This is a genomic window from Aminivibrio sp., from assembly GCF_016756745.1.
Classification (GTDB): Bacteria; Synergistota; Synergistia; order Synergistales; family Aminobacteriaceae; genus Aminivibrio.
Genome location: NZ_JAESIH010000059.1, coordinates 109,730 through 135,717 on the forward strand (window position 1 = coordinate 109,730; position 25,988 = coordinate 135,717).

The window sequence follows — 25,988 nt, forward strand, 5'->3', positions numbered from 1 at the left end:
GGCGGGAGGCATGCCGGGCCAAACCCGATGCCTCCCGCCTCTCCAGGGAGCAAAGGATCAGCGGGCTATGCCCGACTCCTTGTAGACCCGGTCCATAAGATCTTTTCCGACGATCTCTTCCATCTTCGGCCATACGACCTTCCGGACATGAGCTGCCAACGTGTCAAGCTGCTCCTGGGTGAGCATAACGATCTCCCACCCGTATTCCTTGGCGAGCTTCTGGCGGTACTCCTCATCGGCCTCTTCCGCACGGGCCCACTGGATTTCCGACTCTTCCTGGGCCGCCTTCAGCATGACTTCCTGGTCTTCCTTGGAAATCTTGTTCCAGAGGTCCATGTTGATGGCAAACCACCAGGACTCGAAGTAATCGTTGTACTGAATCCAGACCTTGTTCACGTCCTTGAACTGCCATGCCTGGAAGGGAGGTCCTCCCATCTGGCCGTCGGCAATTCCGGTCTGGATTGCGCTGTAGGCTTCAGCATAGGGTATGGGGGTGGCGATATAGCCGAGAGCCTCGTAGGTCCACTCGCACGGCTTGATGGGCATGACGCGGACCTTCAGGCCATGGCTCGCTCCCGGTTCGGCGAACTTCTCGGGAACCTTGTTGAGGGAGACTCCCGACATGCCGATGGGAACCACTGCAAGGGCCTTGATGTTGTGCTTCGCCCACAGGTCCTGGATGATCTTGTAAGCCCAGCCGCCAGGGCCGTAGACATTCTGGGCCTCTTTGGCGTTCGTGACGATGTAGGGGAAGTAATAGGCGAGGTTCAGCTGGGGGTCGAAGTTGGCATTGGCCTGGGCCATGCTCATTTCGATGGTTCCCCTCTGGACCATTTCGAATATCTCGGTCCAGTCTCCCAGAACTCCTCCCGAGAAGACGTCGATCTGGATTCTTCCGTCGGTTCCCTCAAAGACCTTCTTCGCGAATGATTTCGCCCTCAGGTCATAGTCGCTGTCAACGGGGTGGACCTGGGCAAGCCGCATCTTGAACTGGGGCTCTGCCGCCGATGCCATTCCGAAGAAGGCGGCGAGAAACGAAAGAGCAACAAGACAAACCAGGAGTTTTTTTGTTCTGCCGGTAAACTTCATGCTTTCCCTCCTTTTCTTGATCCGTAAAAAGTTGCTTCCGATTGTTGCCCGACAGGGGCTGAACGCTGTTCGAGACGTTTTTCCTTCTACCCCCTCCTTTGTCTCACCGGATGACGGTCCGACTACTTGATTCCCATGATCAGCCTGGGAAGGAAAAGCGAAAGGTCAGGCACATAGGTGGTCAGGATAATGACGGGCAGAAACCCGAAGAACATGTAGATGAGGGCCGGCTTCAGGTACTCGTCTATCTGGACGTTGCCGACCCTGCCTCCGAGATAGAGAATGGGCGCCGTGGGAGGGGTCACGTTGCCGAGGCCCAGGTTCGTCCCGAGAATGGCTGCGAAATGAATGGGGTGCACGCCTATCCTCAGCATGAGAGGCATGAGGAGCGGAGCGGCGAGCATGGTTCCGCTCAGGTCGTCCATGAGCATGCCGATGATGATCAGGAATATGTTCACCATGATGAGGATGACGTACTTGTTGTCTGAAGTTCCAAGCAGGAAGTTGGCAATTTTCATGGGGACCTGCTGCATGGTGTACAGGCGGCCGAGGATGGTGACGAAGAAAAGCATGAGCACGATGACACCGCTCGTCGTGGCAGCAGACTTCAGGGAGCGGAAAAACACCGTCATGGTCAGCTCCTTGTGAACGAAAAAGCCGATGACAATGGCGTAGAATACGGCGACGGCGGCGGCTTCCGTGGGCGTGGTGACTCCGCCGTAGATGCCCCCGAGGATGATCACGGGCATGAGAAGGCTCCAGAAGCCTTTCTTCCCGGCCTTCCAGACAAGCCTGTTTCTCTCCTTCGGCGGAAGAGGATCGTCCACCTTGATGCCGGGGAATCTGCCCACCATGAAGTAGTTGATGATGCAGAAAAGAGTGGTGGTGATAATTCCGGGAACCACCGTGGAGAGGAAGCATGCAGCGACTGACTGCTGGGTCACCCACCCGTAGAGGATCATGGGGACGCTCGGCGGAATGAGCTGGCCCAAGACCGATGCGCAGCTGAGCATTCCCGTGGAGTAGCCTCTCGGGTAACCCAGTTTTTCCAGGCGCGGGATCATGATGCCGCCGATGCATGCCACCGCGGAGGAGGCGGTGCCGGAGATTGCCCCGAAAATGGCGCAGGCGACGATGCTTGCCGCCCCCATTCCTCCCCGGAGGCGTCCCAGCATGGAGTTGGCGAAATTCGTCAGCCTTTCGGCGATGCCGGCGGAGCTCATGAGGGCTCCCGCGATGATGAAGAACGGGATGGAGAGGATGGTCAGGGAGTTCAACCCCCGGAAGCCGATGGTCATGAGGAAGGAGAAGTCGGGGAAATAAATGACCCCCATGTAAATGGCCGCCAGCATGAAACAGAACGGAACCGGAATCCCGATGACGATGCTGGAAATCAAAACCAAAAGATCGATGACTATATGATCCATGATGTTCCTCCTTCCCCGCCGCTATTCATCGTAGGGCGCCCTGGGCAGCACAAGGCCGGGTTTCCCTGCGGCCTGGCGGAAATTGTCGAGCAGTTCAATGAAGAAATAGAACGCCATGAGCGCTGCGGAAGCAAGAAGGCTCATCTGGGAGTACACCATGGGGATCATCAGGGCCGGAGAGCGTTCCCACGACTTGATGGACCATAAGATGTAGTTCCAGCACCAGTTCGTCATCACGCAGGCAAGGATGAACGTGATGAGGGTAACGAATGTCTGGATCTTCCGGTATGTCTTCTCGTTTTTCATCACCGAGCGGATGAGGTCCGCCCTGATGTGGTTCCGCTCCCTTGCGCCGGAGGCGGATCCCATCATGTACATCCAGAAGCCGGTCATGGTTGCGAGTTCCTCCACCCCCATGAGGGGCATCTTGAAGATGTAGCGGAGGGCGACCTGCGTCAGCACGAGGGTGACCAGGATAATCGTGCTGGTGATCATTATGAAGTTTTCGATTTTTCTGAGCAAAACCCATATCATGTCAAAAAGTTTTTTCATTCCGTCAGCCTCCTCCATGGTTCCCGCCGGTCAGAGAGAGTTCAGGATGCCGGAGACGAAAGCGGCGTCCCGGCTCACTTCCTCGGCCAGGAAATCCAGATCGGCCTTTGAAAGGTCGGAGGGGCGGACGCCCCTGTTTCTGAGCGCATTCCTGACCAGGGAAGCCCTCAGGGGATCAAGGTCCACCTCGCGGGCGCGAATCTGGTCGGGATGGGAAGGAAAGACAATGTTCCTCCCCGGTTTCTCTGTTGCCGGATCCCCCGTTTCGATGCGGATGCCGTTCTCCTTTGCGAAGGCGAGCTGGGCGTAATGGTGTTTTCCCGCCCCCGTATACTCCGTCTCCTGCACGACGATGAACTGGTCCTCGTCGAACTCCCGGGCGAGGGCGAAGGCGGCGGTGAGAGCGGTGTTGCCGGCGGGGCCCCGTTCAAGTCCTTCCAGTACGGCCAGGGCCTCGGTAATGTAGAAAACCTCTCCCTGGTTGACGGTGACATACCGTTCGAGGTAGCGGAGGGGCCGTGCGGCGTTGCGCGGAACATCAGACCGGTCGGGCCACGTGGCGAAAGGCACGCCGAAGCCCGTATGCCCGGTGGTGAAGGATTTCAGGTTGAAATCTCTGTCGCTGGCCATGTGAAGTCCTTCAAGGTTGACGCTGGCGCCGATGATCTTCACATCCTCCGCTCCGGCCTTGCGGAGTCCTCTGGCGGTCCCGGTGACGTTGCCCCCTCCCGCGTGGGTAATGACGACCGCGGCAGGGAGTCCCCCGTGAAGATTCCTGCACTGCTCGGCGATTTCCCAACCTATGGTCTCGATGCCTGCGATGCTCAGGGGCGTATAGAGCGAGGCATTGAAAAATCCTGTTTCTTCGAGAACCAGCAGGAGGTAATAAAAAAGTTCGGGACCGACGCTCGTCTGGATCACCTCGGCGCCCAGGGCTTCACACTTTCTCGTCTTTTCGACGATCTCCGGCTGGCCTCTCCCGAGGCTGTCGAAGACCTCCTGGACGATGATGGTCTTCAGGTTGCGGATATTCGCCTGGGACACCAGGGCAGCGCCGTAGTTTCCGCTCGTGGCGGCCGCCACGCCCGGAAAGCCCTTTGCCTGGGCGAAACGGCACGATACGGAGGCTCTCCTGTCCTTGAAACTGCCGGAAGGATTGGCGGCCTCGTCCTTGATCATGATGCGCGCGCCTTTTCCCTTCGGAGAGAGAGCCCGGACCGTACGCGTAAGGTTGTGGAGCTCGATGAGGGGTGTATCGCCGACATGGGCCTCCCTCTGGATCCTTCGTATTTCCTCCAGGGAATAGCCGTACTGGTTCATCATTCCCTCGTAGTCGAAGGAAAGCTTTCCCTGCTCGAACTGGTCGAAATCCATGAGAAGGGACTTTTTCATGATTTCGTTTTTGCGGGCCATGACGCTTTCATAGGAATTATTCATCGGTGGTCCTCCATAGCGAGCGCAAATAATCCCCGAGTCCTATCAACTCGGTGACCTGGGGTCCGAATGAATGGGTGAAGGGAGGATTTTCCGCCACAAGGGTGCCGGTCAGGGTACGACCGCAGGTGGAAAGCACAGAAACAGAATCGCCGACGGAAGCCTCCTCCTGAAGGAGCCCTTTCGCTCTCATACGCAGCGGTACCCGGCGGGTTTCGGGGGGGAGATGTTCCGGTCGTTCCGATGGTTCCAGGAGCGTCCATTCGATCTGAACCCAGCTGCCTTTCCTGATTTTCTCCACAGCGCCAGTCTCCTTTCGGGAATCACCCGTGCATCAAGGGGTGGTGTAAGCAAGCGGGAAAGTTCCACTGCAAAGGGAAGTCCCAGCCCGGTTCAGGCTTGCCGGTTAAGAATACAACAGACCTTCCTTTTTTTCAATTCAGGCTCATGTAAAAGTTCTTATTGTTACAATAATGTCAAATATATATAAATACGTTGGTAAAATGTCGTTTATTCAGATATGAGTAGTCTGCATACCTAAATCCGCGCATCCCCGCGGGGAGCGTCACCGGAACTCGCTTGGGCGGGGGTGCGGATTGTCGCCCCTGACAACTGCCCAAGCGAGTTCCGCGGCTCCCTTCGTCCGCCGGCTGCCTGCCTGAGAAACCGACATCCGTGCCGGTTTCACTCCCCTCGGGTACCCTCCCCCAGGGGATTTTTCCGTAAAGAGCGCGGAGCGGGATCTCTTCGCCCCCGGGGAGGGCGAATTCACCTTTTGTCCGGCGACACTCCCTCCGCCTGAAAAATTTGCGGATCCAGGGGATTGCCGCTAGTGTTTCAGGAATCCCTCGTCACCAGCGAGACGCCGTTAAGCTTCTCGAAATATTTTGCCACGCCGCCGTGGTCGGTTTCCGGGCCCCAGTCCCGTACGACATCTTCCATCATCGCCAGAACGCTTTCGGTCAGCGGCATGGCGACGTCGAACTCCCGACACGCGGCCATCACGTTTTTCAGGTCCTTGACGTGGAGCCACATTTTTCCGCCGGGGGTGTAGTCCCCGCTGAACATGCGCGGCGCTTTGTCCGTCATGCACTGACTTCCTGCAAGGCCTCCGCGTATGGCCTCGAAGATCTTTCGCGGGTCCACCCCTGCCTTTTTTCCAAGACACATGGCCTCGCCGACTATCGCCATGTTGACGGCGACGATGCACTGGTTCACGAGCTTGGCGATCTGCCCGGCCCCGGGGCCGCCCACCAGGACGACGTCCCTTCCCATGGATTTCAGAATGCCGAGGCAGCGCTCGAAAACCGGTTCGTCTCCTCCGACCATGATCGACAGCGTGCCGGATTCCGCCTTTTCCTGGCCTCCGCTGACCGGTGCGTCGAGCATGGCGGCACCTTTTTTCCGGAGTTCGGAGGCTATCCGTACCGCCGTGACAGGATCGATCGAACTGGTGTCGATGCAGACGCTCCCCACTCGGACGGCCGGGATGATACCGTGTTCGCCGAGGAAGACCTCCTCCACCTCGGGCGCCCCCGGCAGCATGGTGATAATCACGTCGCTTTCGGCCGCCACCTCAGAGGGTGTCCCCACCACCCTGACGCCCCTGGCGGCAAACTCCTTCCGGGTTTCTTCGTTCCCGCTGCGGATGGTCATGGAATACCCCGCCTTGAGCAGGTTCAGCGCCATCCGCTTCCCCATGATCCCCAGGCCGATGAATCCGATCCGTTCTTTCGTCATGCCGTACCGTCCCTTCTGATGAAGTGAGCTCTCAGCACCGTCATTGTATCATCCGCGAAAGAACGGCGAGATGTGTTCTCCGGCGAAAGGCCGGGAAGAACATCGCCGCGACCGTTGGATATCCGTGCGTTCGAACTGCCGGCATCGGCTATGGCCCCGCCGCCCCATTCGGCGATGTTCCCCCGGAAGGAACAGTCGCGGACGACTGCCTTGCTGCCCGGGTTGTGCATATCTCCGCCCTGCCGCTTCGCCCCGCCGGTGATGGTGAAGCCGTCCGGTATCCCCGTGTCGGGGGGCCGCACCGAGGGAACTCACCTCGTTGGTTCTTTAGGCTCAATCCGTACCGGCCGGCAGACGGGAAAAGCCCCGGAACCGCTCGGCAGCTCCGGGGCTTCCGGTTCTATCCGCAGTCAACGGGAAAAACGGGAAACGCCGTCCAGTTCCCCCTTCGACAGAATCCCTCCGGCGAGAACGAAAAGAGGTGAGACCTCCCCTGCGGTCCTGCCGTCCGCCCCCGAAATATCCCGGTCGAGGACGATGACGTCGGCGGCGTATCCCGGCGCGAGCCTGCCGGAAAAGGTTCCCCTTCCGATTGCCCGCCAGGGGTTCGAGGTGAAGAGAGGCAGCGCCTCCTCCAGGGAAAGCCGTTCCTCCGGGCGGAAGACAGATCCTCCGCCGCTGCCCCCACGGTCCAGGAGGTGCCGGACGGAGAGCCAGGGGTTCACCGACTCCACAGGGGCGTCGCTGGACGCCGAAATGACAAGGCCCTCGTTCAGCAGGGACCGCCAGCCGTAGGCCCAGGCGAGCCGTTCCCTGCCCAGGCGGTTTTCGGCCATGTTCATGTCGCTGGGAACGAAGGCGGGCTGAATGTCGCAGAAGAGCCCCAGGGCGGCGAGTCTCCGGCGCTGATCAGACCGGCAGACCATCACGTGGTTGATCCTGTCCCGGAGAGCCGGAACACCAAATTCTCCGTCCACGGCCTCGATGCACCGGAGTCCCTGGTCGAGGGCCCGGTCGCCGATGGCGTGGAGCATGGTCTGGACGCCCCGTCTCCTGGCCTCCCGGAGCAGTTCCAGCACGTCGTCGTCGGTCCAGTTGAGCCTTCCCTCTTCCCACACGTCGTCGGAATAGGGGGCCGAGAGAGCCGCCGTCCTTCCACCGAGGCTTCCGTCGAGGTAGATCTTCAACCCCTGGTAATGGACCCGGCCGTCCCCCAGGCCTGAGGGCATAACAGGGTAGGAGTGCCTGTCGTGGTAGGTGAAGATCCTGAGAGGCAGGGCTCCTTCGTCCCGGAGCTCCCCGTAGAGGGACAGGTCCTCCTCCATGCCGTAGTCGTCCGCGCCGCAGGGATGGGCGCAGGTGATCCCGTGGGAGGCCAGCTCGAAGAGGGCGTTCTTCAGGGCTTCCTTTACGGCGGGGCGGGAGAACACGTTCCGCTCCATGGCCCTGAGGGCGGGGATGGCATCCCGTTCGGGCAGAACGCCGTCGGCGCTTTCCAGCCCCGAGAGGGCCAGGGCCTTGCTGTCCGCCACGTTCAGGTGGGTACACACTCTCTGGAGAAGCACGGGGTTCGGAATGCCGAGCCCGTCGAGATCATCTTTTGTCACGGAGCGGCCTTCCGGCCAGCGGCTGTCGTTGTAGCCCCATCCCCGCACCCACCGGTCGGGAGGGAGTTTTTCCGACTCCGCCCTTACCATGGCCAGAGCTTCCGCCGGGGATCGGGCGGAGGAAAGGTCCAGCAGGGCCTTCTGTTTCGCCCATGTAGTGAGATGGATGTGGCCGTCGGTGAAGCCGGGCAGGACAGACTCTCCCGACAGCCGGAGGACGATGCAGGAGGCAGGGGCCGCCGCCCGGACGGCATCCTCGGGCCCCGCAGCGGCAATGACGCCTTCGGTGAGAAGGAGCGCCTCCCCCCGGGTGAATTCTTTTCCGTTCCAGAGAGTTCCTCCGGCAATGAGCAGACTGTTCATGAAAATCCTCCCGGCATGAATGATCAACTTCAGTTCAGATCATTATAGAGCCCGCTGGCGAAAAAAGCCTCCTTATTGAAGTTTTTACACTTCTTCCCGGCAAGTTCTATTGCAGGCCCGGGAAAAGACCTAAGGAACCTCTGATTTAAGGAAAGTCCGGAATCCGGTTTACTTTTCCCGACACGCGGCAGCTCGCCGACTCCAAACTCGGAACCATGTTCGTCTCCCCGAAGGGCGACATGGCCGCCTTCTTCGGCGAAGGGGGCGCCCCAGAGAACAACGCTGTCGATACGCAGGCTCTCTTTGGGTTCCCTGACGGCCGTAAAGTAGTGTATCCATACCTGATTGAAAGGGAAGGAGCGGACATCCGCTCCTTCCCTTTTTTATTTTTCCCCCGGAATCACGGGAAGCTTCTCCAGGTCCTCGAGTTCCACGCCCGAGTGTCTGTCCTTCCGGGGACGCCACTCCTTCTCCCCGAGCAGGGCTGCGGGCAAAAGGAGCTTGCGGCCCGCTTCGCCGTTGAGCCGGTCCGCCGCCCGGGAGAGAGCCGCCCCCCGGTCTTCCTTTTTTCCGAAGAGACGGAGCTGTACCGTCCCGGCGGAAGAGAGCCTCCCCAGGCAGACCTCGGCCTTCTCGTAATCGCGACCCTCCCGGAAAATGGATGAGAGAACCCTCGCCGCAGCCCGCACGAGAGTGATATCGCTGTCGGTGGGCGTTTCGAGAATCACTTCCGCCCGGGCCCCGAAAAAGGGCCCCCGAAAGCGGCTGGTGGAGATGCTCACCGAAAGGCTCCCCGCAAGGGAGTTCTGGGAGCGGAGGCGCCGTCCCGCCGCAAGGGTGAACTCCGTCACCGCCTCGGCAAGAGATTCGCCGTCCCGGACCGGCACGGCGAAGGACCGGGAGGACTGGATGGATTTCTGGGGCTTTACCCGCTCCTCTATGGGAAAACACCGTATCCCCCTGAGTTCCCACGCTGTCCTGAGCCCCCGGATCCCGAGGCGCTTCTCCAGCCTGTCGTCGGGGGCGTCCCGCAGGCGGAGAGCCGTGGAGATGCCCCGCCTGCGGAGAAAATCGCTCGAGCGCCGGCCGATCCCCCACACGTCCTCCACGGGAACCTCCCCGAGAAGATTGTCCCACCGCTCGCCGGGCAAGAGGGCGAACCCGCCCCCTGTTTCGGGGCGCTTCTTGGCTCGTTCGGCCGCCAGCTTCGCCGCCGTCTTCGTCGGGGCCACCCCCACGGAGACGGGGATGCCCGTTTCCCTCAGGACAGCCGCCCGGACATCCCGGGCCCATTCCTCCGGCTTCTTTTTCCCCTCGGGGGGAACTTCAAGGAAGGCCTCGTCAACAGAGTAGACTTCCATGGACGGGGCAAATGTCCGGAGGCACGCCATAACCCGGGCGGACACTTCCTCATAGAGCCGGAAATTGCTGGAGAACACGGCGGCGCCGTGACGTTCCAGAAAGGACCGAACCTTGAAGTAGGGCTCCCCCATCTTCACCCCGAGGGCCTTGACCTCGTTGGACCGGGCTATGACCACACCGTCGTTGCCGGAGAGCACCACCACGGGACGCCCCTCCAGGTCGGGGCGGAAAAGCCGTTCGCAGGAAACGAAGAAGTTGTTGCAGTCGCAGAGGGCCAGCAGGTCGGTGCAAGCCTTCAGGACGGCTCCCGGATGACCCACGTCACCACCCCCCATACCCTGGACGAATCGAACCTGGAGTCCAGGGTGGCGAGCCGGAGTCCCCTTTCCGTCGAAAGGACGGCCTTCCGTCCCTCTGTGGGAGGAACGGCCCGGTCCACCACGAGGATGGACCCGGGTGCGTCGGCGGACCGGAGAAGAAAGGTGGAAGACGGTCTGGGAAGAAGCATGTCCAGAAGGCGCCCGGCGGCGCTGCCCTGAATCTCGTTGCTTCGCGTCATGTGGACGGCCATGAAATACACTCTCCTTCAGGATATTTTGGTGTATAATACTTACTGAAAGTATTCTTACGCCAGTATAAATGCACACATATAGAAAGTCAATACATAAAAATACATTCTCAATGTAATCTTTTTTTCTCTCATTCCTGCCCTTTTATTCAGCAAAGAGTAAAAATACAGGGAATCGACAGATAAAATGAGTCTCAGGTCTTATAGAGAAGATGGCCTCCGGTCCATGAGATATGGTATCTTTACTCGGTCGGCCCATGACAGAATAAAGCGTCCCATACCGATACGCCGGGAGGAAGAAAGGCATGAACGGACTGCCCCACACAAACGGCGGAGGTCCCGCCGTTTCATCGGAGGCCGAATTCGCTTCCTCGCCTCCGTGGCTCCTTCTCTCCTCCGGGTCTCCCTTCTTTGAAGAGGGAGACTCCCTTCTGGATCGCATCATCCCTGAAGACAGGCAGCGCATCCTCGAGGAGGGGAAGAGGGCTGCCGTCGGCAACGGCCGGGTGATCCTGGAATATTCCATGGACATTCCTTCCCTCGGGACAATTCCCGTCCAAGAGTTCAGATCCTGCTTCCCGGGCGGGTTCAGGAGTCTCTTCGTGGCGACGGAAGGATTCCGCCGGTGCGAGAATTTTCCCTGCAGGAACATGTGCGCCCAGAACCTTGTTGCCGTCTTCCGTGCGGACCGGCAGTTCGAGCAAATTTTGGACTGCAATCCGTCCTTCGCCGGTCTTTTCGGCTTTGAAAAACCGGAAGACTTCCTCGCCTCCATCTGCGCCCGGAACCCCTTCTTTTCCCATGCGGCCCGCGAAATGGTCCTTGCCCGGTTCGACGGAGGCTTCCTCGACCGCTTCGAGGTGATGTTCCGCCGGAGGGACGGCTCTTCTTTCTGGGGGGAGCTCACCGCGGTGATTTCCCCCGGAGGGGATTCCGCCGGGGGAACGCTGTCGGACGTCACCGAGCGCAGAAGGGAGGACCTGCTCCTCCAGGAGCGGAACTCCGCCCTCTCCATGCTCGGGGAGATCTCAGCGGACCTTATGGAGGACCTGGAGATGGACGTCCTTCTCCAGAAAATCCTCGACTACGCCGCCACCTACATGAACACCGAGCACGGGGCCATCTCCTTCACCGATCACCCCAGGGGCGAACGGTATGTCCGGTGGGCCCGTGGTCCCCTCCTCACCCGGTGGATCGGGAAGCGGATTCCCTTCTCCATGGGGCTCGGCGCCCGGGTCCTGGCCTCGGGAAAAACCATCATCGTCCCCGACTACAAGCTTTACGAAAACCGGCTCCCCAACAGGGACTTCGACATCCTTACCACTACGGTGGGGATTCCCCTCCGGTGGAAGGAGCAGACTTTCGGTTATCTTTCCGTCTATTTCGAGGGGCCTCCCAGGGACATCTGCGGAGCGAAGGTGGAGTATCTCGAACGGTTCGCCTTCCTGGCCTCCATGGCCCTCCGGAATGCCGGGCTCTACGAGGACACCCGCCGGGAACTCGAGGAGCGGCGGAGACTGGAAAAAGAACTCGTGAAAGCACGGGAGGCAGCGGAACAGGCAAACGCCGCGAAAGGGGAGTTCCTCGCCAGGATAAGCCACGAGATCCGCACCCCCCTGAACGTGCTGGCAGGCATCTCCGACCTCCTTCCGGAAACCTGCCGGGACCAGGAAACCGCGGAAGGCATCCGTCTGATAAGGAAGGCGAAGGACCATATCCTCCAGGTTCTGAACGATATCCTGGACCTCTCGAAGATCGAAGCCGGGAGGATGGACGTCACGGCGATTCCCTTTTCCCCGGGAGAACTCGCCGGGGAGTGCGCGGCCCTCTTCTCCCCCCAGGCGGAACTGAAGGGACTGACGTTCAGCACGTCGGTGGGACCCGGCGTTCCGGAGAAAGCCGTCGGAGACCCTCTCCGCATCCGGCAGATCCTGTTCAACCTCCTGGGCAACGCCCTAAAGTTCACCTCCCGGGGCGGCCTTTCCCTTTCCGTGGGGGCAGGACCGGACCTTCACGGTCAATCCCGGCTGCTCTACTCCGTCTCGGACACGGGACCCGGAATCGACCCGGAACGGATGGGAAACATCTTCGAGCCTTACATCCAGGGAAGGCGCCTCTCTTCCGACGACCCGGGAGGAACGGGGCTTGGCCTTCCCATAAGCAGGCGCATCGCCCGGCTCCTGGGTGGTGAGCTGACCGCTGACAGCATCCCCGGAAAGGGCGCGGTATTCACCCTGTCGCTCCCCCTCCTCACCGGCGCATCCGGCGGGAAGGACGTCCAAAAAGGGGAGGAAGAGACTCCGTCCCTGCCGGAACGGCTCACCGTCCTCGCCGCGGACGACCACCCGGTGAACCGGACCCTCCTGTCAAAAATGCTCTCCCGCCCGGGCTGGCAGGTCATCATTGCGTCGGACGGCCGGGAAGCCCTGGACCTGGCGGAAAAACATTCGCCCGACGTGATTCTCCTCGATTTGGAAATGCCCGTTCTGGACGGACTGGACGCCGCCCGGGCCCTCAGGGAGCTGACTTCGGGGAATCCGGCACGGCCCCTCATCCTCGGCCTCACGGGCCACGATCCTGACAGAGTTCTTCCTCTCTGCCGCGAGGCCGGCATGAACGGCTGCCTCACCAAGCCTTTTTCCGCCGGGAACATCCTCGGCGAGATCGCCAGGAGGTTCGGAAAAGACGGGTGACCGGCATTTCCGAACCTTCCCTTTTCTGTGTTTTTCCTCTCCTCCCCCCACGTACGCCGTCACGTACGCCGTCACCTCCGCCGCATTTGACATTTTCCGGAAACAGATTTATTCTCCCCACAACGGAGGAATAGGATCATGAGCCCGAAAATAGCCCCCACCAGGGGAAATATGGTGAAATTCGCAGCATCGCTGAAACTGGCCGAGAAGGGGCACGACCTTCTCGAGCAGAAACGGACCATCCTCCTTGTGGAGTTGATGGGAAAAATCCGGGAGGCCAAAGAGCTCCAACGCTCGCTGGAGGACATCTTCTCCAAGGCCTACTTCAGCCTCCAGATGGCCGGCCTTTCCCTCGGCATCGAGAACGTGGAGGAACTCTCCTACTCTATCCCCGAAACGGATGACTTCACCGTGAGGCTCCACTCCGTCATGGGCGTGGAGATTCCGAAGGTGGACCCTGTGAACAGGCCGCCCGAACTGTGCTACTCCTTTCTCGGCACGTCGGGGGTAGTGGACCGCGCCTACCTTCACGCCACGGAAGTGCTCTCCCTCATCGCCCGGCTGGCCGAGGTGGAGACTTCCGTCTACCGGCTGGCGGTACAGATCCGGAGGACCTTCCGGCGGGTGAACGCCCTGGAGAAAGTGGTCATCCCCTCCCAGCGGCGGATGCGCGCCTGGATCGCCAACGTGCTGGAGGAGAACGACCGGGAGGATTTTACCCGGATGAAGATGGCCCGCGAGGGAATGGTGAATGAAGGAGGAGGAATCCTATGAACCTGAGCGAAGTGCTGACCACTCTTCTGGCCGCCGAGGACGAAGCGGCGGATTCCGTGGAGGACGCCCGGCGGAAGGCTGCTGACATCCTCCGGGAAAACAGGGAAAAATTCGCCGCCGAACAGGAGGCCCGGCTGGGCGCTGCCAGGGCCCAGGCGAAGGCCATCGTGGAATCAGCCCGCCACTCCGCCGAAATGGAAGCCGCCCAGATCGCCGATATGGGAATGCGGGCCCGGCAGAAGATGAAGGACCAGTTTGCGGAAAAGGCCCCCCAGGTGGTGTCGCAGTTCGCCAAGGAGATCGCCGAGCGGTACGAAAAAAAAGGAGGGGCCTAGGTGTCCTTTCTCGCCGCGGGGGAACGGGCCGCGGTGACATCGAAGGCCCGGGTCTACAGGGGAAGGCTTCTCGCACCTTCCGATTACATCCGTCTTCTCGAACTGGAGACAGTGGGTGAGATCGCCGCCTACCTCAAGAAGACGGAGGCCTACAGTCGGTACATCACCGAACCGTCGCCGGAGACCATGCACCGGGGGCACCTGGAGGCGGAGATCACCTCCGTTCCCCTCCTGGAGGAGATCCCCTTCTGCCGCTACCTCGGTCCTGAACGAAGCGCCCTGCTCCGGGCATGGGGCGAGCGGTTCGACGTGGACGTGATCAAGCGTGTGCTCCGGATGATCACCACGGGGGTAGGGAACAGGGAGTCCCTCCGGCGGATGGTGGCTTCCGTCCCCATTACCGTGGCGGACGGAGAGAAGCTCCTGGCGGCCAAAAGCTTGAGGGACGTGCTGGAGTCCCTTCGGGGGTACCCTCTGTACGACATCCTCGCCGAGCCGCTGAAACGGGCGGAGAAGGAGGGAGGCACCCTCTTCCGGCCCAAGATGGCCATGGATGTCTTCTTTCTCACCCGAATACTATCGAAGGGGAAAAAGCTCCCCGGGAGCGAAGGACGGGGCGTCCGGCAGATTTTCGGCACACGGGCGGACCTGATCAACATGTACTGGATCTACCGGAGCCGACGGTTCTTCTCCCTCACGCCGGAGGAGGCCCTCGGCCTGACGCTGCCGGTGCGCTACAAGCTGAATTTCGATACGCTGACCTCCTTCGCCTTCGCTCCCGAAGTACCGTCCATGGTGAAGCTGCTCCGGGAGAGTCCCTACGGCGAGGCCTTCCGCACCTCCGGCGGAGACGAGGTTCCGGAGGTGGGAGAGATGGCTCTGGAGCACAACCTGTACCGGATCCTCTGGAGAACGGCGTCGGCCATCTTCCGGTCCGGTTCCGCGGGGGTCCATGTGGTGCTCGCGTACCTGACACTGAGAGAACTGGAGGTGAAGGACCTGTTCACCATTATTGAAGACGTCCGGTACCATTACGACAGGAAAAAGGCCCGGGAATTCCTCATCCATCCCACCGCAGCAGCCTTCGCCGGAAAGGAAAGGGAGGTCGAACCGTCGTGGCTGTAGTGGAAATGATGGGAATGTCCCTTATCGGCCCCCGGCAGGAGATTGAGGCCTTGGCGGCGGAGCTCCTCACTTTGGGAAACTTCGAGCCCGTTCCTCTGGAATTCGCCCTGGAACGGCGCCCCGCATCCCTCTCTTCGGGAGGGGCGCGGATTTCCACCTTCCAGAAGAACCCCTACGACGAGCTCCTGGAGAAGCTGAACTACGTCTGGAGGGAAGCGGGAGCGGAATTTCCCGCCGAACAGGCCTGCAGCCGGGACGTTCCGTCCCTTTCCTGGGAGGAGTGTTCCCAACAGGTGCTCGACGTGGCCAAAAAAATCGACATCTGGAAGAAACGAGCCGAAGACCTGGAGGAAGAGCGGGAAAAACTCATGGCAGCGGGGGCCTTCCTCGACGCCCTGGCCTCGGCGGACCGGGACGTGGAGGAGACACTGAAGACCCGGTATCTTTCCATCACCTTCGGGCGCCTGAACGTGGAAAACTATAAAAAACTCGAGGAGATGTCCGCCGTCATGCCCCTGCTGGTCTTTCCCGTGGTGGCCGAAAAAGGGTATGTGCTCGTCATCATCTTCTGCTCCCGGGACTACCTGGAGGAAGCGGAGAAAATTTTCCGCACGGTCTATCTGAAGGAATACAGGCTCGGCGACCTCTTCGAGGGTGCGGGGGCAAACCTCAGGGAACGGCTTCGGGAGCGGCAGTTCGACTCGGAGAGGGCCATCCGGGCCCTGCAGGAGGCTCCCCGGAATTACCTGGGACGCCGAAGGAAGGAACTGGAGCGGCTCTACTGCACCGTCTACTCCCTCCAGCGGGTCTATGCCCTCTGTCAGAAGCGGGGGGAGATGAGCGACATCTTCGTCCTGTCGGGGGTCATCCCCGCCCCGACGCTGGACAGGGTGGCGGAGCAGGTGGAACGGCTGGGCCCCAACACCCTGCTGCTCACGGAAAAGGGAACGGAGCTGGAAAAGAGGGGCAGACAGCTCCCCACCTTGCTGAAGAACAACTTCCTCGTCCGCACCTTCCAGGAGATCGTGGCCCTCTACAGCCTCCCCTCCTACGGGGAAACGGACCCGACCCTCATAGTGGCGCTGAGCTTCTGCCTCTTTTTCGGCTTCATGTTCGGCGACGTGGGGCACGGCTTTCTTCTCGCCGCAGGGGCATGGTGGCTGGCCCGGAAGGGGATACTCAAAAAAACCTTCGCATCGGTGATCCAGATCGCAGGGGTGTACGCCATGGCCTTCGGCTTTCTCTACGGGAGCGTCTTCGGCTCCGAGGAGATTCTGCCCTCCCTGTGGACATCCCCCATGCACGGCATCTCCGACCTGATACAGACCTCCCTCTTCGTGGGAGTGGTCTTCCTGAGCATGGGGATCATCATCAACATTCTGGCCCTGAAGCGGGAAGGACGGACGGGAAAGATGCTCTTCGACAGCGAGGGAGTGGCCGGCCTGCTTTTCTACTGGACCGCCGCCGTAACGGCCGTCATCGCCTTTACGTCAGACCGGGGGGCCCCGAAACCGCTTCTGATAGTCCTCGGGCTGCTTTTCCTGGTGATTCTCTTCAGCTCGATACTGGAGCGGCTCTTTTTCGGCCCCCAGGAGAAGGACGAGGGCGGTGTGGTCCACACCTTCACGGTGTTTCACGACCTGCTCTCCTTCCTGAGCAACACAGCCTCCTTCGTGCGGCTGGCAGCCTTCGCCCTGAACCACGCGGGACTGTCGGCGGCGGTGTTCATGCTCAGCGACATGGTCCACAGCCTCCCCGGGGGAGCACTCTTCCGGGCGGCGATCCTGGTGCTGGGCAACATTGTCATCGTGGGGCTCGAGGGACTTATCGTCTTCATCCAGACCCTGAGGCTCGAGTATTACGAGTTCTTCAGCAAGTTCTACCACGGCGGCGGCCGTCCCTTCGCCCCCGTGACCTGGAATGAGAAAAAACAAGATTAGACTATCGAGGAGGTACTATTTCATGAGCGGACTTGCACTTATTGCAGGAGGAGCGGCGTTCACCTGCGCTGCCGGATTTTACCTTCGGGGGCGGACGGTGCGCTCTCCCCGGGCTGTCCTTGGAGGGGTCCTTGCCCTCCTGACGATTCTTCTCGCGGCGGGACTCATGATGACCCTGCTATCCTCGCCCTCGGCTGCGGCGGAGACAAACGCCGCTTCCGCCGCATCGGGGCTTGGGTTCCTCGGCGCCAGCCTCGCCACCGGACTGGCCTGCCTGGGTGCGGGCATCGCCGTGGCCGTAGTGGGCGCCGCCGCCCTGGGCGTTGTGGGAGAAAAACCCTCCATGCTTGGAACGACCCTCATCTACCTGGGTCTTGCGGAGGGCATCGCCATCTATGGAGTCATCGTCTCCCTGCTGATCCTGGGCAAGCTGTAGCCCGGAGGCTCCCTGGGACATGAAGGGATTCCTCATCAGCGACAACCACGACTCCCTGGTGCTGCTCCGCCTGGCGGGCATTCCGGGCGTGGAGGTCCACGGGCCGGAGGAGACCGCCGCAGCCCTGGAAGACGTGCTGGCGAACAGGCCGGACGTGGGAGTCCTGGTCATCACCGAGAAGGCCGCCGCCCAGGTTCCCGCCATGGTAAAGACCCTCCGGGAAAAGGGAGAAACCCCTCTCCTGGTGGAGATACCAGACCGCCACGGCAGCATGCGGCAGGGCGATTTTCTGATGCGGTACATCCGCGACGCGATTGGAGTGAAGATAGAATGACCGGTTCCATAGCCGGAGACGGCAGGAATTATGAGGTCCGCAACCCCGAAAAGCTGGTCTCCCTTAAAAATCTGATTCTCAAGAAGGCCGACGACGAGCGGGAAGCTCTCCTGGAATCCGCAAGGCAGGAAGCGGCCTCATGGCTGGCGGAGCAGAGCGCTGCCCTGGACCACATGGTGGAGCAGATCCACACAGAGGCGATGAAGCGGGCGGAGGAGATTTCCAAGCGGCAAATTTCCGGCGCCGAGACGGCCCTGACCAAGGAACGGCTCCGCCTCCAGAACTCCCTCCTCGAAGAGGCGGTAGGGATGCTCCAGAAGGAGCTCACGGCCCTCAGGATTCATCCGTCCTACCCTGCGGTCCTCGCGGGTCTGGCCCTCGAGGCGGCGGAAAAGCTCCCCGCCGGTACGGAGGTCAAAATCCAGCTCGCCTCAGAGGACGAAGCCCTGGGGGAGCCCCTGGCCGCCCGCCTCCGGGAGAAGCGTCCCGATCTCTCCTTCTCCTTCGACCCCAACCCGGCCCCCATCCTGGGCGGGGTCTGGCTCTCCGCACCGGACGGATCGTGGCGTTCCCCCGCCGACTGGCGGGAGGTCATCGCCGAAGTGAAGGATTCTCTCGCCGAGCGAATCCTTTCCATCCTATGAGGAGGCGGCCATGAACTCAGGAAAGATCATCACGGTGAACGGCCCCGTGATCAGGGCGACGGGCATGCGGGACTTCACCATGCGGGAGATGGTCACCGTAGGGCGCCTTTCCCTGCTGGGGGAGATCATCCGCCTCGAAGGAGAGGACGCCCTCGTCCAGGTCTACGAGGATACGGCGGGCCTCACCGTGGGCGAACCGGTGACGGGGTCGGGAAGCCCCCTCTCCATGGCCCTGGGTCCAGGCCTCATGGGCTCCATTTTCGACGGCATCGGCAGGCCCCTGGCCCGCCTTATGGAGAAGGAAGGAGCCTTCGTGACCCGGGGCGTCTCCGTGCCCCAGATCGACCCCGACCGGACCTGGGAGGTCACCCCCCTGGCCAAGGTGGGGGACATCGTCACCCCCGGGGCGGTCCTGGCGTCAGTCAAGGAAACACCCCTGGTGGAACATCGTATTCTCGTGCCCGCGGGGCTGGAGGGGGAAATCCTCTCCCTCCTTCCCGCAGGGTTCCACAGGGCATCGTCGGTGGTGGCGAAGATCCGGGATTCCCGGGGGAAAGAACGGCCCGTTCCCATGATCTCCCGGTGGCCCGTGCGGACTCCCCGTCCCGCAGGCGAGCGTCTTCTTCCCGACGAGCCCCTGCTCACCGGCCAGCGGGTCATCGACGGCCTTTTCCCCCTCTCCAAGGGCGGCGTGGCGGCCATCCCCGGAGGCTTCGGCACGGGAAAGACGGTGACCCAGCACCAGCTCGCCAAGTGGAGCGACGCCCGGATCGTGGTCTATATCGGCTGCGGCGAGCGGGGCAACGAGATGACCCAGGTGCTCGAGGAATTTCCCGTCCTGGAGGATCCCCGCTCGGGACGCCCCCTCATGGAACGCACCATCCTCATCGCCAACACGTCCAACATGCCCGTGGCGGCGCGGGAGGCCTCCATCTACACGGGAATCACCCTGGCGGAGTACTACCGGGACATGGGCTACGACGTGGCCCTTATGGCAGATTCAACATCCCGGTGGGCGGAGGCCCTGAGGGAGATTTCCGGCCGCCTTGGAGAGATTCCCGCCGAGGAGGGATTTCCCGCCTACCTCCCCACCCGGATCGCCGAATTCTACGAGCGGGCGGGAAAGTTCATCACCCTGGGAGGAACCCGGGGCAGCATCTCCATCATCGGCGCCGTCTCCCCTCCGGGCGGCGATTTCACCGAACCGGTGACCCGGCACACCAAGCGGTTCATCCGGTGCTTCTGGGCCCTGGACCAGCAGCTCGCCCGGTCCCGCCACTTCCCCGCCATCAGCTGGATCGATTCCTACAGCGAATACGGCGACGAGGTGAAGGACTGGTACGCCGCCAACGTGGACCCTGCGTGGGCGTCCCTGAGGGAGCGGACCCGGGAGATCCTGGCGGAGGACGACAAGATCCAGCAGATCATCCGCCTCGTGGGCGAGGACGTCCTCCCCGACGACCAGAAGCTTACCGCCCTGACGGCGTCGCTGCTGAAGAACGGCTACCTGCAGCAGGGGGCCTTCGGTCCTGATTCCTACTGCCCGCCGGAGAAGGGGCTGGCCATTCTCGACCTGTTCCTCGGTTTCCATGAGAAGGCGGCCGGTCTGTTGAAGCGGGGATGTCCCCTCTCGCTCCTCAAGGGAATGAAGGAACTGGTGGAGCTGACTCACCTGAGGGAGATCCCTGCGGACAGAAAGGAAGCCTTCGCCGATCTGAAAAAGCGTCTCTTCGAACGGATGGAGACGGTGGACCGGGAGCGCATTGCCCCCGGGAGGGAGGGGTAACCATGGCAATTACTGAATACGTAGGCGTGGAGAGGATCTCAGGCCCCTTCCTGCTCCTGTCGGGCATACCCGGCGTGGGCTACGACGAGATCGCGGACGTGCTCTCCCCGGACGGTGTCGTCCGGAAGGGACGGGTGGTCCTCGTGGACCGGAATTCCACCCTGGTGCAGGTCTTCTCCGGCACGGAGGGTCTGGCCCCTTCCTCCACCGCCGTCCGCTTCCTCGGCCGCGAGCTGGAGATTTCTCTGTCCCCGTCGCTCCTCGGCCGGACCTTCTCGGGGCTGGGCGAACCCAGGGACGGGTGCGGCCCCGTGCTCGGCGGGGTCCGCCGGCCCGTGAACGGGTCGGCCATCAACCCCATGGCCAGGGAGTATCCCCGGGACTTCATCTCCACGGGTATATCGTCCATCGACGTCCTCCTGACCCTGATCCGGGGGCAGAAGCTTCCTATCTTCTCCGGGAACGGCCTGCCCCACAACCAGATGGCGGTGCAGATCGCCACCCAGTCCCGGCTCGTGGGTGCGGAGAACTTCGCCGTGGTCTTCGCCGGCATCGGCATCAAGCACGATGACGCCGCCTATTTCCAGCAGCACCTCTCCTCCCACGGACAGGGAGGGAACCTGGTGCTCTTCCTCAACATGGCGGACGACCCGGTGATCGAACGGATCGCCACCCCGAGGCTGGCCCTCACGGCGGCGGAATACCTCGCCTTCGACATTGGGATGCACGTGCTGGTGATCATGACCGACATGACGAGCTACTGCGAGGCCCTCCGGGAGCTCTCCGTGGCCCGCGGCGAGGTCCCGAGCCGGAAGGGGTACCCCTCCTACCTGTACAGCGACCTGGCCTCCCTCTACGAGCGGGCCGGGGTACTGCGGAACGGCCGGGGGAGCGTCACCCAGATCCCCATCCTCACCATGCCCAACGACGACATCACCCACCCCATCCCCGACCTGACGGGATTCATCACCGAAGGGCAGATTGTCCTCTCCAGGGACCTGGAGGCCCGGGGGATCTACCCTCCAGTGGATGTGCTGCCGAGCCTGTCCCGGCTCATGAAAGACGGCATCGGCAAGGGCTACACCAGGGAGGACCACCCCGACCTCGCTGGGCAGCTCTTCGCGTCCTACAGCAGGGTCCACGACGTACGGTCCCTCGCCGGAGTGGTGGGCGAGGATGAAGTGAGCCCGGCGGACAAGGCGTCCCTGGCCTTCGGCGAGTCTTTCGAGCGGTCCTTCCTCAGCCAGGGGGCGGAGGAAAACCGGGAGATCAGCCAGTCCCTCGACCTGGGGTGGGAACTTCTCTCCTCACTGCCGGTGCAGGAGCTGTCCCGGCTCTCCATGGAGGAGATCGAAAAGTACATCGGGAAAAAAGGCGCATAGACGCGCAGCAAGCAAGGGTCGGGGAGATTTTCCCGGCTCTTGCTTATTGTCTGTCGTCCCGAACGAAGCGCAGGAAATTCCCGGAGGGACGGTCTTCGGATTGCCCTTGCCTTGCCTGTCATCCTGAGGGCAGATCCACACCCGATCGCGCAGCATCCCTGAAGGGGGAGGATCTCGGGGTTGACTCCGGGTTGACTCCGGGTTGACTCGGGGTTGCCTCAAGAGCGGGATCGGGATTCCGAAAAAGCCGGATCCTTCGGCCAAGAAGACCGGCCTCAGGATGACAGCAAGGGCATGACAGCAGGGCCAGACTCCGGCCTCAGGATGGCAAAAACGGGGAGGATCCCTCCCCAACGAAGGTTTCCTAAATAACCTGCCGCTCCCTGAAAAAACGTCCGGGGGCGTCCTGTCCTCGTGCGTCCCGATGGCATCCTAGAACTCCCCGATGTCCATCTCCATCGGGCTGCCGAACCTCTTCCCCATCTCTTTCGCCGGAAGCTGCAGCAGTTCCTTCTCCTTCCCTTCCCCGCAGGCCGCTTCACCTGCCCCCCTGGGAAGCATCGGACGTTCCGCAGGGAAACCAAAAAAATCAGCCCTCGAAGCTAAAACAGAGTGAAAGGTTCGCTAACGTGCCCTCTCACCCTTGTCGAAGGTCATGATGCCCACGCCCAGAATGACCAAGGCACCGCCTGTGATGGCACTCATCTCGGGATTTTCTCCCACAAGAAAAAAGGCAGATATCATTGAGAAAGGCACTTCACTCATGTTCGCAATGGCAACGGCATTACCTGATACACAACGAAGGGCTAAAATAACCAGCCCGTAGGGTACCAGAGTTGTCGCCAGGGCAAGGTACAAAAGAAGCAACCACGCCTTTGGGGGAACCGAAAGCAGGGCACCGAGATTGCCCGATGCAATGTTGAGAATCAGCATGATAACGGCGGCGACAAAAAATGTGCGGGAAAAGAGGCCAAAGCTGTCGTTTTTCCCGGGACCAAAATGGCCGTTCAGAACATACAACGCATAACCCACGGCTCCAGTCAGAGCGGCTGCAACTCCTATCCAGTCGAAAGATCCCGAGAGTCTGGCGCCACCAACAGCCTTCCATACACCTACAATAGCCGATATGAAGGCAATGATTTGGTGGCGCGTTGCCATTCTGCGAACAAAAAACCATGTTCCCAACATGACCCAGCAAGGAGCCGTATAATACAAAACCATCGCGAGTCCCACGGAAATCCGTAAAAAGGCCACGTTCAGGCCAACGCTGCTGGTAACCATCCCTACCGAACCGAGTAGGAAGAGGCCGTTCTTCCAGCTCCAGTCAGGTTTCCTTCTCCGTTGGTAAAGCCGATTTGCCACAATCCACAGGACAATGGCGGGAAGGCCGTAACGAACGAGATTGATGGTTAGAATATCCACACCGTAAGATCCGACGATCCTGAGCACCGGACCTGACGTGCCCCAGAGAAAGGCCGCCGCAAGGGCTAGGAAAAGACCTGAAAGATACATAATACATTCACCACCTGGCAAGACTGCTGGAGTTAAACTCATATCTGGTGTACGGACATTGAAAAAGAAGAGGCGTATCCTGCCGATTGGGCCGGCAAGCTCACAACCGACATTGGAGGGATACGCCATGAAAAAAGTGTACTGCATCCTGCTCTTCCGGTCCAGAGGCTACGGTCAACCTAAATCCGCGCATTTTTCAGGCAGAGGGAGTGTCGCCGGGCATAAGGTGAATTCGCCCTCCCCAGGGGCGAAGAGATTATCCCCTGGGGGAGGGCGCCTGAGGTGAGAGAAACCGACACGGATGTCGGTTTCACAGGCAGGCAACCGGCGAACGCAGGGAGCCGCGGGACTCGCTTGGGCAGTTGTCAAAGGCGACAATCTGCACCCCCCGCCCAAGCGAGTTCCGGTGACACTCACCGCTGAGGTGCGGATTTAGGTCCATACACCAGATTTGACAATAGCTCTTGGGCCAATCAGACCCATACACCAGAGCTCCGTTGTATAATAACTATGCGCTTAAAGAAATTATTTTGAAGGAGGCACTGTGATATGAAAGCAATCGGCATCGTCTGCAGTCCGCGAAAGGACGGCAACTCCGAGGTGTTGGTCCGCGAGGTGTTGATTGCCGCTGGAGATGACGCGGCGAAGGTGCTTCGTCCCAACGAGATGAAGATAAGGGGATGCCAGGGATGCTACGCCTGCAAGGAGAAGGGCAGCTGCGTCGTGAAAGATGACATGCAGGTGCTATATCGAGAGATCGAAGAGGCCGATGTCGTGGTTTTCGGCACCCCTATCTACATGTATGGCGTGGCTTCACAGTTTAAGGTCGTGCTGGATCGCCTCTTCGCGTTTTTGGGACCGGCGCCCGATTTCAAAAGCAGTCTTCCCAAGGGTAAAAGAGCGGTTTTGGTAGTCTCGCAGGGATATGAGGATGCGCAAGAATACGGCGCTCATATAGCCCAGATGAAGGAATCACTCCGCGTAGTCGGTTTTGACGAGGTAAAGACGCTGGTTGCCCCGGGACTCAATGAGCTGGGCGAAGCGGCGAAGCGGTCGTCTTTGGTTGAAAAGGCCCGGACGTTGGGGCGAGACTTGTGCTCGGCTTGAGTTTTTTCAGGCGGGGGGCGGTTTCCAAGTTCTAACCGACACGCCTGCGCCCCCGCCCCATAGACGCTCTTCCGTGGTCTCGTCCGCCGCCGAAGAGAGGATCCAGAAGTCTGAAGTTCCCCTGAAACATTGGGCACAGATTTATGCCCGCAATCTCTCTTTTTCGTACGTTTCCGGGGATTTATCTCCTATCCCCGAACGAAGCCGTTTCCGCCCGACTTCGCCGTTTTTCCGGAAAAACAGCGAAGTCGGGCGTATTTCGAGCGTCCGGCACATCTCCTCCACGGGATGTTCTCTCCCGTGATCCCCTACACCCCGGATCCACCTTAAATCAGAGAGTCCTTAATATTCATAAGAAAAACTTGGCATTTTTATGCCTTTTCCACCAGAAATCAAGAAACGCTTTTTTCAAAAACTTCCGCGACCCTCTTTAGCCATTTCGTAATCTCTATATGCTGGGGGCAAAGCCTCTCGCACTGCTTGCACTCTATGCAGTCAGAAGCCTTCCCGTAAGTCTTTATATAGCTGTTATAGTACATAGCCAGCGCGGTCCTGCTCGTGGTCTGCTGCTCCGAGTTATACAAGGCAAGGTAGTTGGGAATATTGATGTTGCGAGGACACTTTTCAATTTCAACACAATATCGGCATCCAGTACATGGAATAGTTATCGACTCGTTTATAATCTTGACCGCTTCATTGATGATCTCTCTCTCTTTTTGGGACAGCGGCTGAAAGTCCTGCATGTAGCTGGTATTGTCGAGAAGCTGGTCCATATCGGACATGCCGCTCAGGACTATCATGACTCCTTCAAGGCTGGCTGCAAAGCGGACAGCCCATGATGCTACCGATATATCGGGATGATATTCCTTGAAGAGTCGTTCCGCCTTCTGGGGAACTCTAGCGAGGGCTCCACCCTTTACAGGTTCCATGACTACAATTGGTTTATTGTGTTTCCGTGCGACCTCATAACATTTGCCGGATTGAACGCTCGCGTTATCCCAATCCAGATAATTGATCTGCAGCTGTACGAACTCGAGTTCGGGATGGGCAGTGAGTATTTCATCCAGAAGCTCTGCATTGTCATGGTAGGAAAATCCTATTTTCCTTACCTTGCCCTGCCTTTTCTTTTCACTGACGAATTCGAAGCTGCCGAGCTCTTTGGCCGTCTCATAAGTCTCCAAGCCCAAGCCATGGAGAAGGTAATAATCGAAATAGTCCACTCCGCATTTTTCGCATTGCTCGTTGAAAATCCGCTCCTGGTCTTCCTTCGCCTTCAGAAACATTATGGGCAATTTGTTGGCGAGGGTGAAGCCGTCCCTCTTGTGACGCTTCACCAGAGCTTCCCTTGCGGCGATTTCGCTTTTATGCTCATGGTACATATAGGCCGTGTCGAAGTAGGTGAATCCCCTGTCCAGAAAAGTATCCACCATTTTGGTAAGCATATCCATATTTATACTCGACTGATCGTCATCGTCCAAAAGCGGTAGGCGCATCAGACCGAATCCAAGTTTTTTGGTTCCCATATTAAAATCATCCTTCCTGCTCTATACAGTGCGATACTAGATCACCATATCTCATTTTTCGAGATCATAGCTTCTGGGTTTCCGCAGTCATTGCCCTAAATCCGCAGGTTTTTCAGGCAGAGGGAGCGTCACCTTATGTCCGGCGACGCTCCCTCTGCCTGAAAAATTAGCGGATTTAGGAGAAACGGCAATTTTTTACTTTTTACGATATCGTCAAGTTTTTAATCTCAAAAACCAGTATGCTGTCTGTCCCCA

24 protein-coding genes are annotated in these 25,988 nt (G+C 60.1%); 11 read left to right on the forward strand and 13 right to left on the reverse strand.

The annotated features are described in order from the left end of the window. Positions 1-57 precede the first annotated feature (57 nt). The 10 genes from dctP to JMJ95_RS10175 all read right to left on the reverse strand — a co-directional run bounded on the left by dctP (position 58) and on the right by JMJ95_RS10175 (position 10,145). Entirely contained in the window at positions 58-1,089 is a 1,032-nt protein-coding gene (gene dctP, locus JMJ95_RS10130; RefSeq protein WP_290685013.1) for a TRAP transporter substrate-binding protein DctP, read from the reverse strand. Positions 1,090-1,211: 122 nt separating this feature from the next. Continuing rightward, a complete protein-coding gene (locus tag JMJ95_RS10135) occupies positions 1,212-2,516 on the reverse strand; it encodes a TRAP transporter large permease (protein WP_290685014.1) in 1,305 nt (434 codons plus the stop codon). A 21-nt stretch (positions 2,517-2,537) separates the two neighbouring features. Continuing rightward, a complete protein-coding gene (locus JMJ95_RS10140; protein ID WP_290685016.1) occupies positions 2,538-3,068 on the reverse strand; it encodes a TRAP transporter small permease in 531 nt (176 codons plus the stop codon). Between the two features lie 30 nt (positions 3,069-3,098). Then, positions 3,099-4,505 carry a 2-amino-4-oxopentanoate thiolase subunit OrtB gene (gene ortB, locus JMJ95_RS10145; RefSeq protein WP_290685018.1) on the reverse strand — a complete coding sequence of 469 codons (1,407 nt, stop codon included), beginning with the start codon at positions 4,503-4,505 and terminating at the stop codon, positions 3,099-3,101. Then, positions 4,498-4,803 (reverse strand): 2-amino-4-oxopentanoate thiolase subunit OrtA, encoded by a 306-nt coding sequence (gene ortA / locus JMJ95_RS10150; RefSeq protein ID WP_290685019.1) that lies wholly within the window; start codon positions 4,801-4,803, stop codon positions 4,498-4,500. The genes ortB and ortA overlap by 8 nt, the downstream gene beginning before the upstream one ends. 536 nt (positions 4,804-5,339) lie before the next feature. Beyond that, positions 5,340-6,242 (reverse strand): NAD(P)-binding domain-containing protein, encoded by a 903-nt coding sequence (locus tag JMJ95_RS10155; RefSeq protein WP_290685021.1) that lies wholly within the window; start codon positions 6,240-6,242, stop codon positions 5,340-5,342. Next, positions 6,239-6,544 (reverse strand): hypothetical protein, encoded by a 306-nt coding sequence (locus tag JMJ95_RS10160; protein ID WP_290685022.1) that lies wholly within the window; start codon positions 6,542-6,544, stop codon positions 6,239-6,241. The genes JMJ95_RS10155 and JMJ95_RS10160 overlap by 4 nt, the downstream gene beginning before the upstream one ends. 108 nt (positions 6,545-6,652) lie before the next feature. After that, positions 6,653-8,212 (reverse strand): amidohydrolase, encoded by a 1,560-nt coding sequence (locus JMJ95_RS10165; protein WP_290685023.1) that lies wholly within the window; start codon positions 8,210-8,212, stop codon positions 6,653-6,655. A gap of 383 nt (positions 8,213-8,595) precedes the next feature. Continuing rightward, the gene (locus tag JMJ95_RS10170; RefSeq protein ID WP_290685024.1) at positions 8,596-9,894 is read right to left on the reverse strand and encodes a Y-family DNA polymerase; all 1,299 of its coding nucleotides are present in this window, start codon (positions 9,892-9,894) and stop codon (positions 8,596-8,598) included. Next, positions 9,870-10,145, reverse strand: a complete 276-nt coding sequence (locus JMJ95_RS10175; protein WP_290685025.1) for a hypothetical protein — start codon at positions 10,143-10,145, stop codon at positions 9,870-9,872. Before JMJ95_RS10175 ends, JMJ95_RS10170 begins: the two co-directional genes overlap by 25 nt. Before the next feature lie 302 nt (positions 10,146-10,447). Between JMJ95_RS10175 and JMJ95_RS10180 the strand changes: the two genes are divergently transcribed. The 10 genes from JMJ95_RS10180 to JMJ95_RS10225 all read left to right on the forward strand — a co-directional run bounded on the left by JMJ95_RS10180 (position 10,448) and on the right by JMJ95_RS10225 (position 21,591). Continuing rightward, positions 10,448-12,835: an ATP-binding protein gene (locus tag JMJ95_RS10180; protein ID WP_290685027.1), complete on the forward strand. Its 2,388-nt coding sequence runs from the start codon at positions 10,448-10,450 to the stop codon at positions 12,833-12,835. A 138-nt stretch (positions 12,836-12,973) separates the two neighbouring features. Further along, on the forward strand, positions 12,974-13,609 hold the full coding sequence (locus tag JMJ95_RS10185; protein ID WP_290685028.1) for a V-type ATP synthase subunit D: 636 nt from the start codon (positions 12,974-12,976) through the stop codon (positions 13,607-13,609). Beyond that, the gene (locus JMJ95_RS10190) at positions 13,606-13,944 is read left to right on the forward strand and encodes an ATPase (protein WP_290685030.1); all 339 of its coding nucleotides are present in this window, start codon (positions 13,606-13,608) and stop codon (positions 13,942-13,944) included. The genes JMJ95_RS10185 and JMJ95_RS10190 overlap by 4 nt, the downstream gene beginning before the upstream one ends. After that, on the forward strand, positions 13,945-15,069 hold the full coding sequence (locus JMJ95_RS10195; protein WP_290685032.1) for a V-type ATPase subunit: 1,125 nt from the start codon (positions 13,945-13,947) through the stop codon (positions 15,067-15,069). Beyond that, entirely contained in the window at positions 15,060-17,009 is a 1,950-nt protein-coding gene (locus JMJ95_RS10200) for a V-type ATPase 116kDa subunit family protein (protein ID WP_290685033.1), read from the forward strand. Before JMJ95_RS10195 ends, JMJ95_RS10200 begins: the two co-directional genes overlap by 10 nt. 22 nt (positions 17,010-17,031) lie before the next feature. Beyond that, positions 17,032-17,445 (forward strand): ATP synthase subunit C, encoded by a 414-nt coding sequence (locus JMJ95_RS10205; RefSeq protein WP_290685035.1) that lies wholly within the window; start codon positions 17,032-17,034, stop codon positions 17,443-17,445. Between the two features lie 19 nt (positions 17,446-17,464). Then, a complete protein-coding gene (locus JMJ95_RS10210; protein WP_290685036.1) occupies positions 17,465-17,779 on the forward strand; it encodes a V-type ATP synthase subunit F in 315 nt (104 codons plus the stop codon). Further along, the gene (locus tag JMJ95_RS10215) at positions 17,776-18,423 is read left to right on the forward strand and encodes a V-type ATP synthase subunit E (RefSeq protein ID WP_290685044.1); all 648 of its coding nucleotides are present in this window, start codon (positions 17,776-17,778) and stop codon (positions 18,421-18,423) included. The genes JMJ95_RS10210 and JMJ95_RS10215 overlap by 4 nt, the downstream gene beginning before the upstream one ends. 10 nt (positions 18,424-18,433) lie before the next feature. Next, positions 18,434-20,209, forward strand: coding sequence for a V-type ATP synthase subunit A (locus JMJ95_RS10220; RefSeq protein ID WP_290685045.1), 1,776 nt, complete (start codon positions 18,434-18,436; stop codon positions 20,207-20,209). A 2-nt stretch (positions 20,210-20,211) separates the two neighbouring features. After that, positions 20,212-21,591 (forward strand): V-type ATP synthase subunit B, encoded by a 1,380-nt coding sequence (locus JMJ95_RS10225; protein ID WP_290685047.1) that lies wholly within the window; start codon positions 20,212-20,214, stop codon positions 21,589-21,591. Positions 21,592-22,023: 432 nt separating this feature from the next. Here the strand turns inward: JMJ95_RS10225 and JMJ95_RS10230 are convergent, their stop codons facing one another. Both JMJ95_RS10230 and JMJ95_RS10235 read right to left on the reverse strand, forming a co-directional pair. Next, positions 22,024-22,152, reverse strand: a complete 129-nt coding sequence (locus JMJ95_RS10230) for a hypothetical protein (RefSeq protein ID WP_290685049.1) — start codon at positions 22,150-22,152, stop codon at positions 22,024-22,026. 63 nt (positions 22,153-22,215) lie between these two features. Then, positions 22,216-23,250, reverse strand: coding sequence for a DMT family transporter (locus JMJ95_RS10235; RefSeq protein ID WP_290685050.1), 1,035 nt, complete (start codon positions 23,248-23,250; stop codon positions 22,216-22,218). Between the two features lie 402 nt (positions 23,251-23,652). Between JMJ95_RS10235 and JMJ95_RS10240 the strand changes: the two genes are divergently transcribed. Beyond that, positions 23,653-24,210, forward strand: coding sequence for a flavodoxin family protein (locus JMJ95_RS10240; protein WP_290685051.1), 558 nt, complete (start codon positions 23,653-23,655; stop codon positions 24,208-24,210). 392 nt (positions 24,211-24,602) lie between these two features. Here the strand turns inward: JMJ95_RS10240 and JMJ95_RS10245 are convergent, their stop codons facing one another. Next, a complete protein-coding gene (locus tag JMJ95_RS10245) occupies positions 24,603-25,733 on the reverse strand; it encodes an aldo/keto reductase (protein ID WP_290685052.1) in 1,131 nt (376 codons plus the stop codon). Positions 25,734-25,988 lie beyond the last annotated feature (255 nt).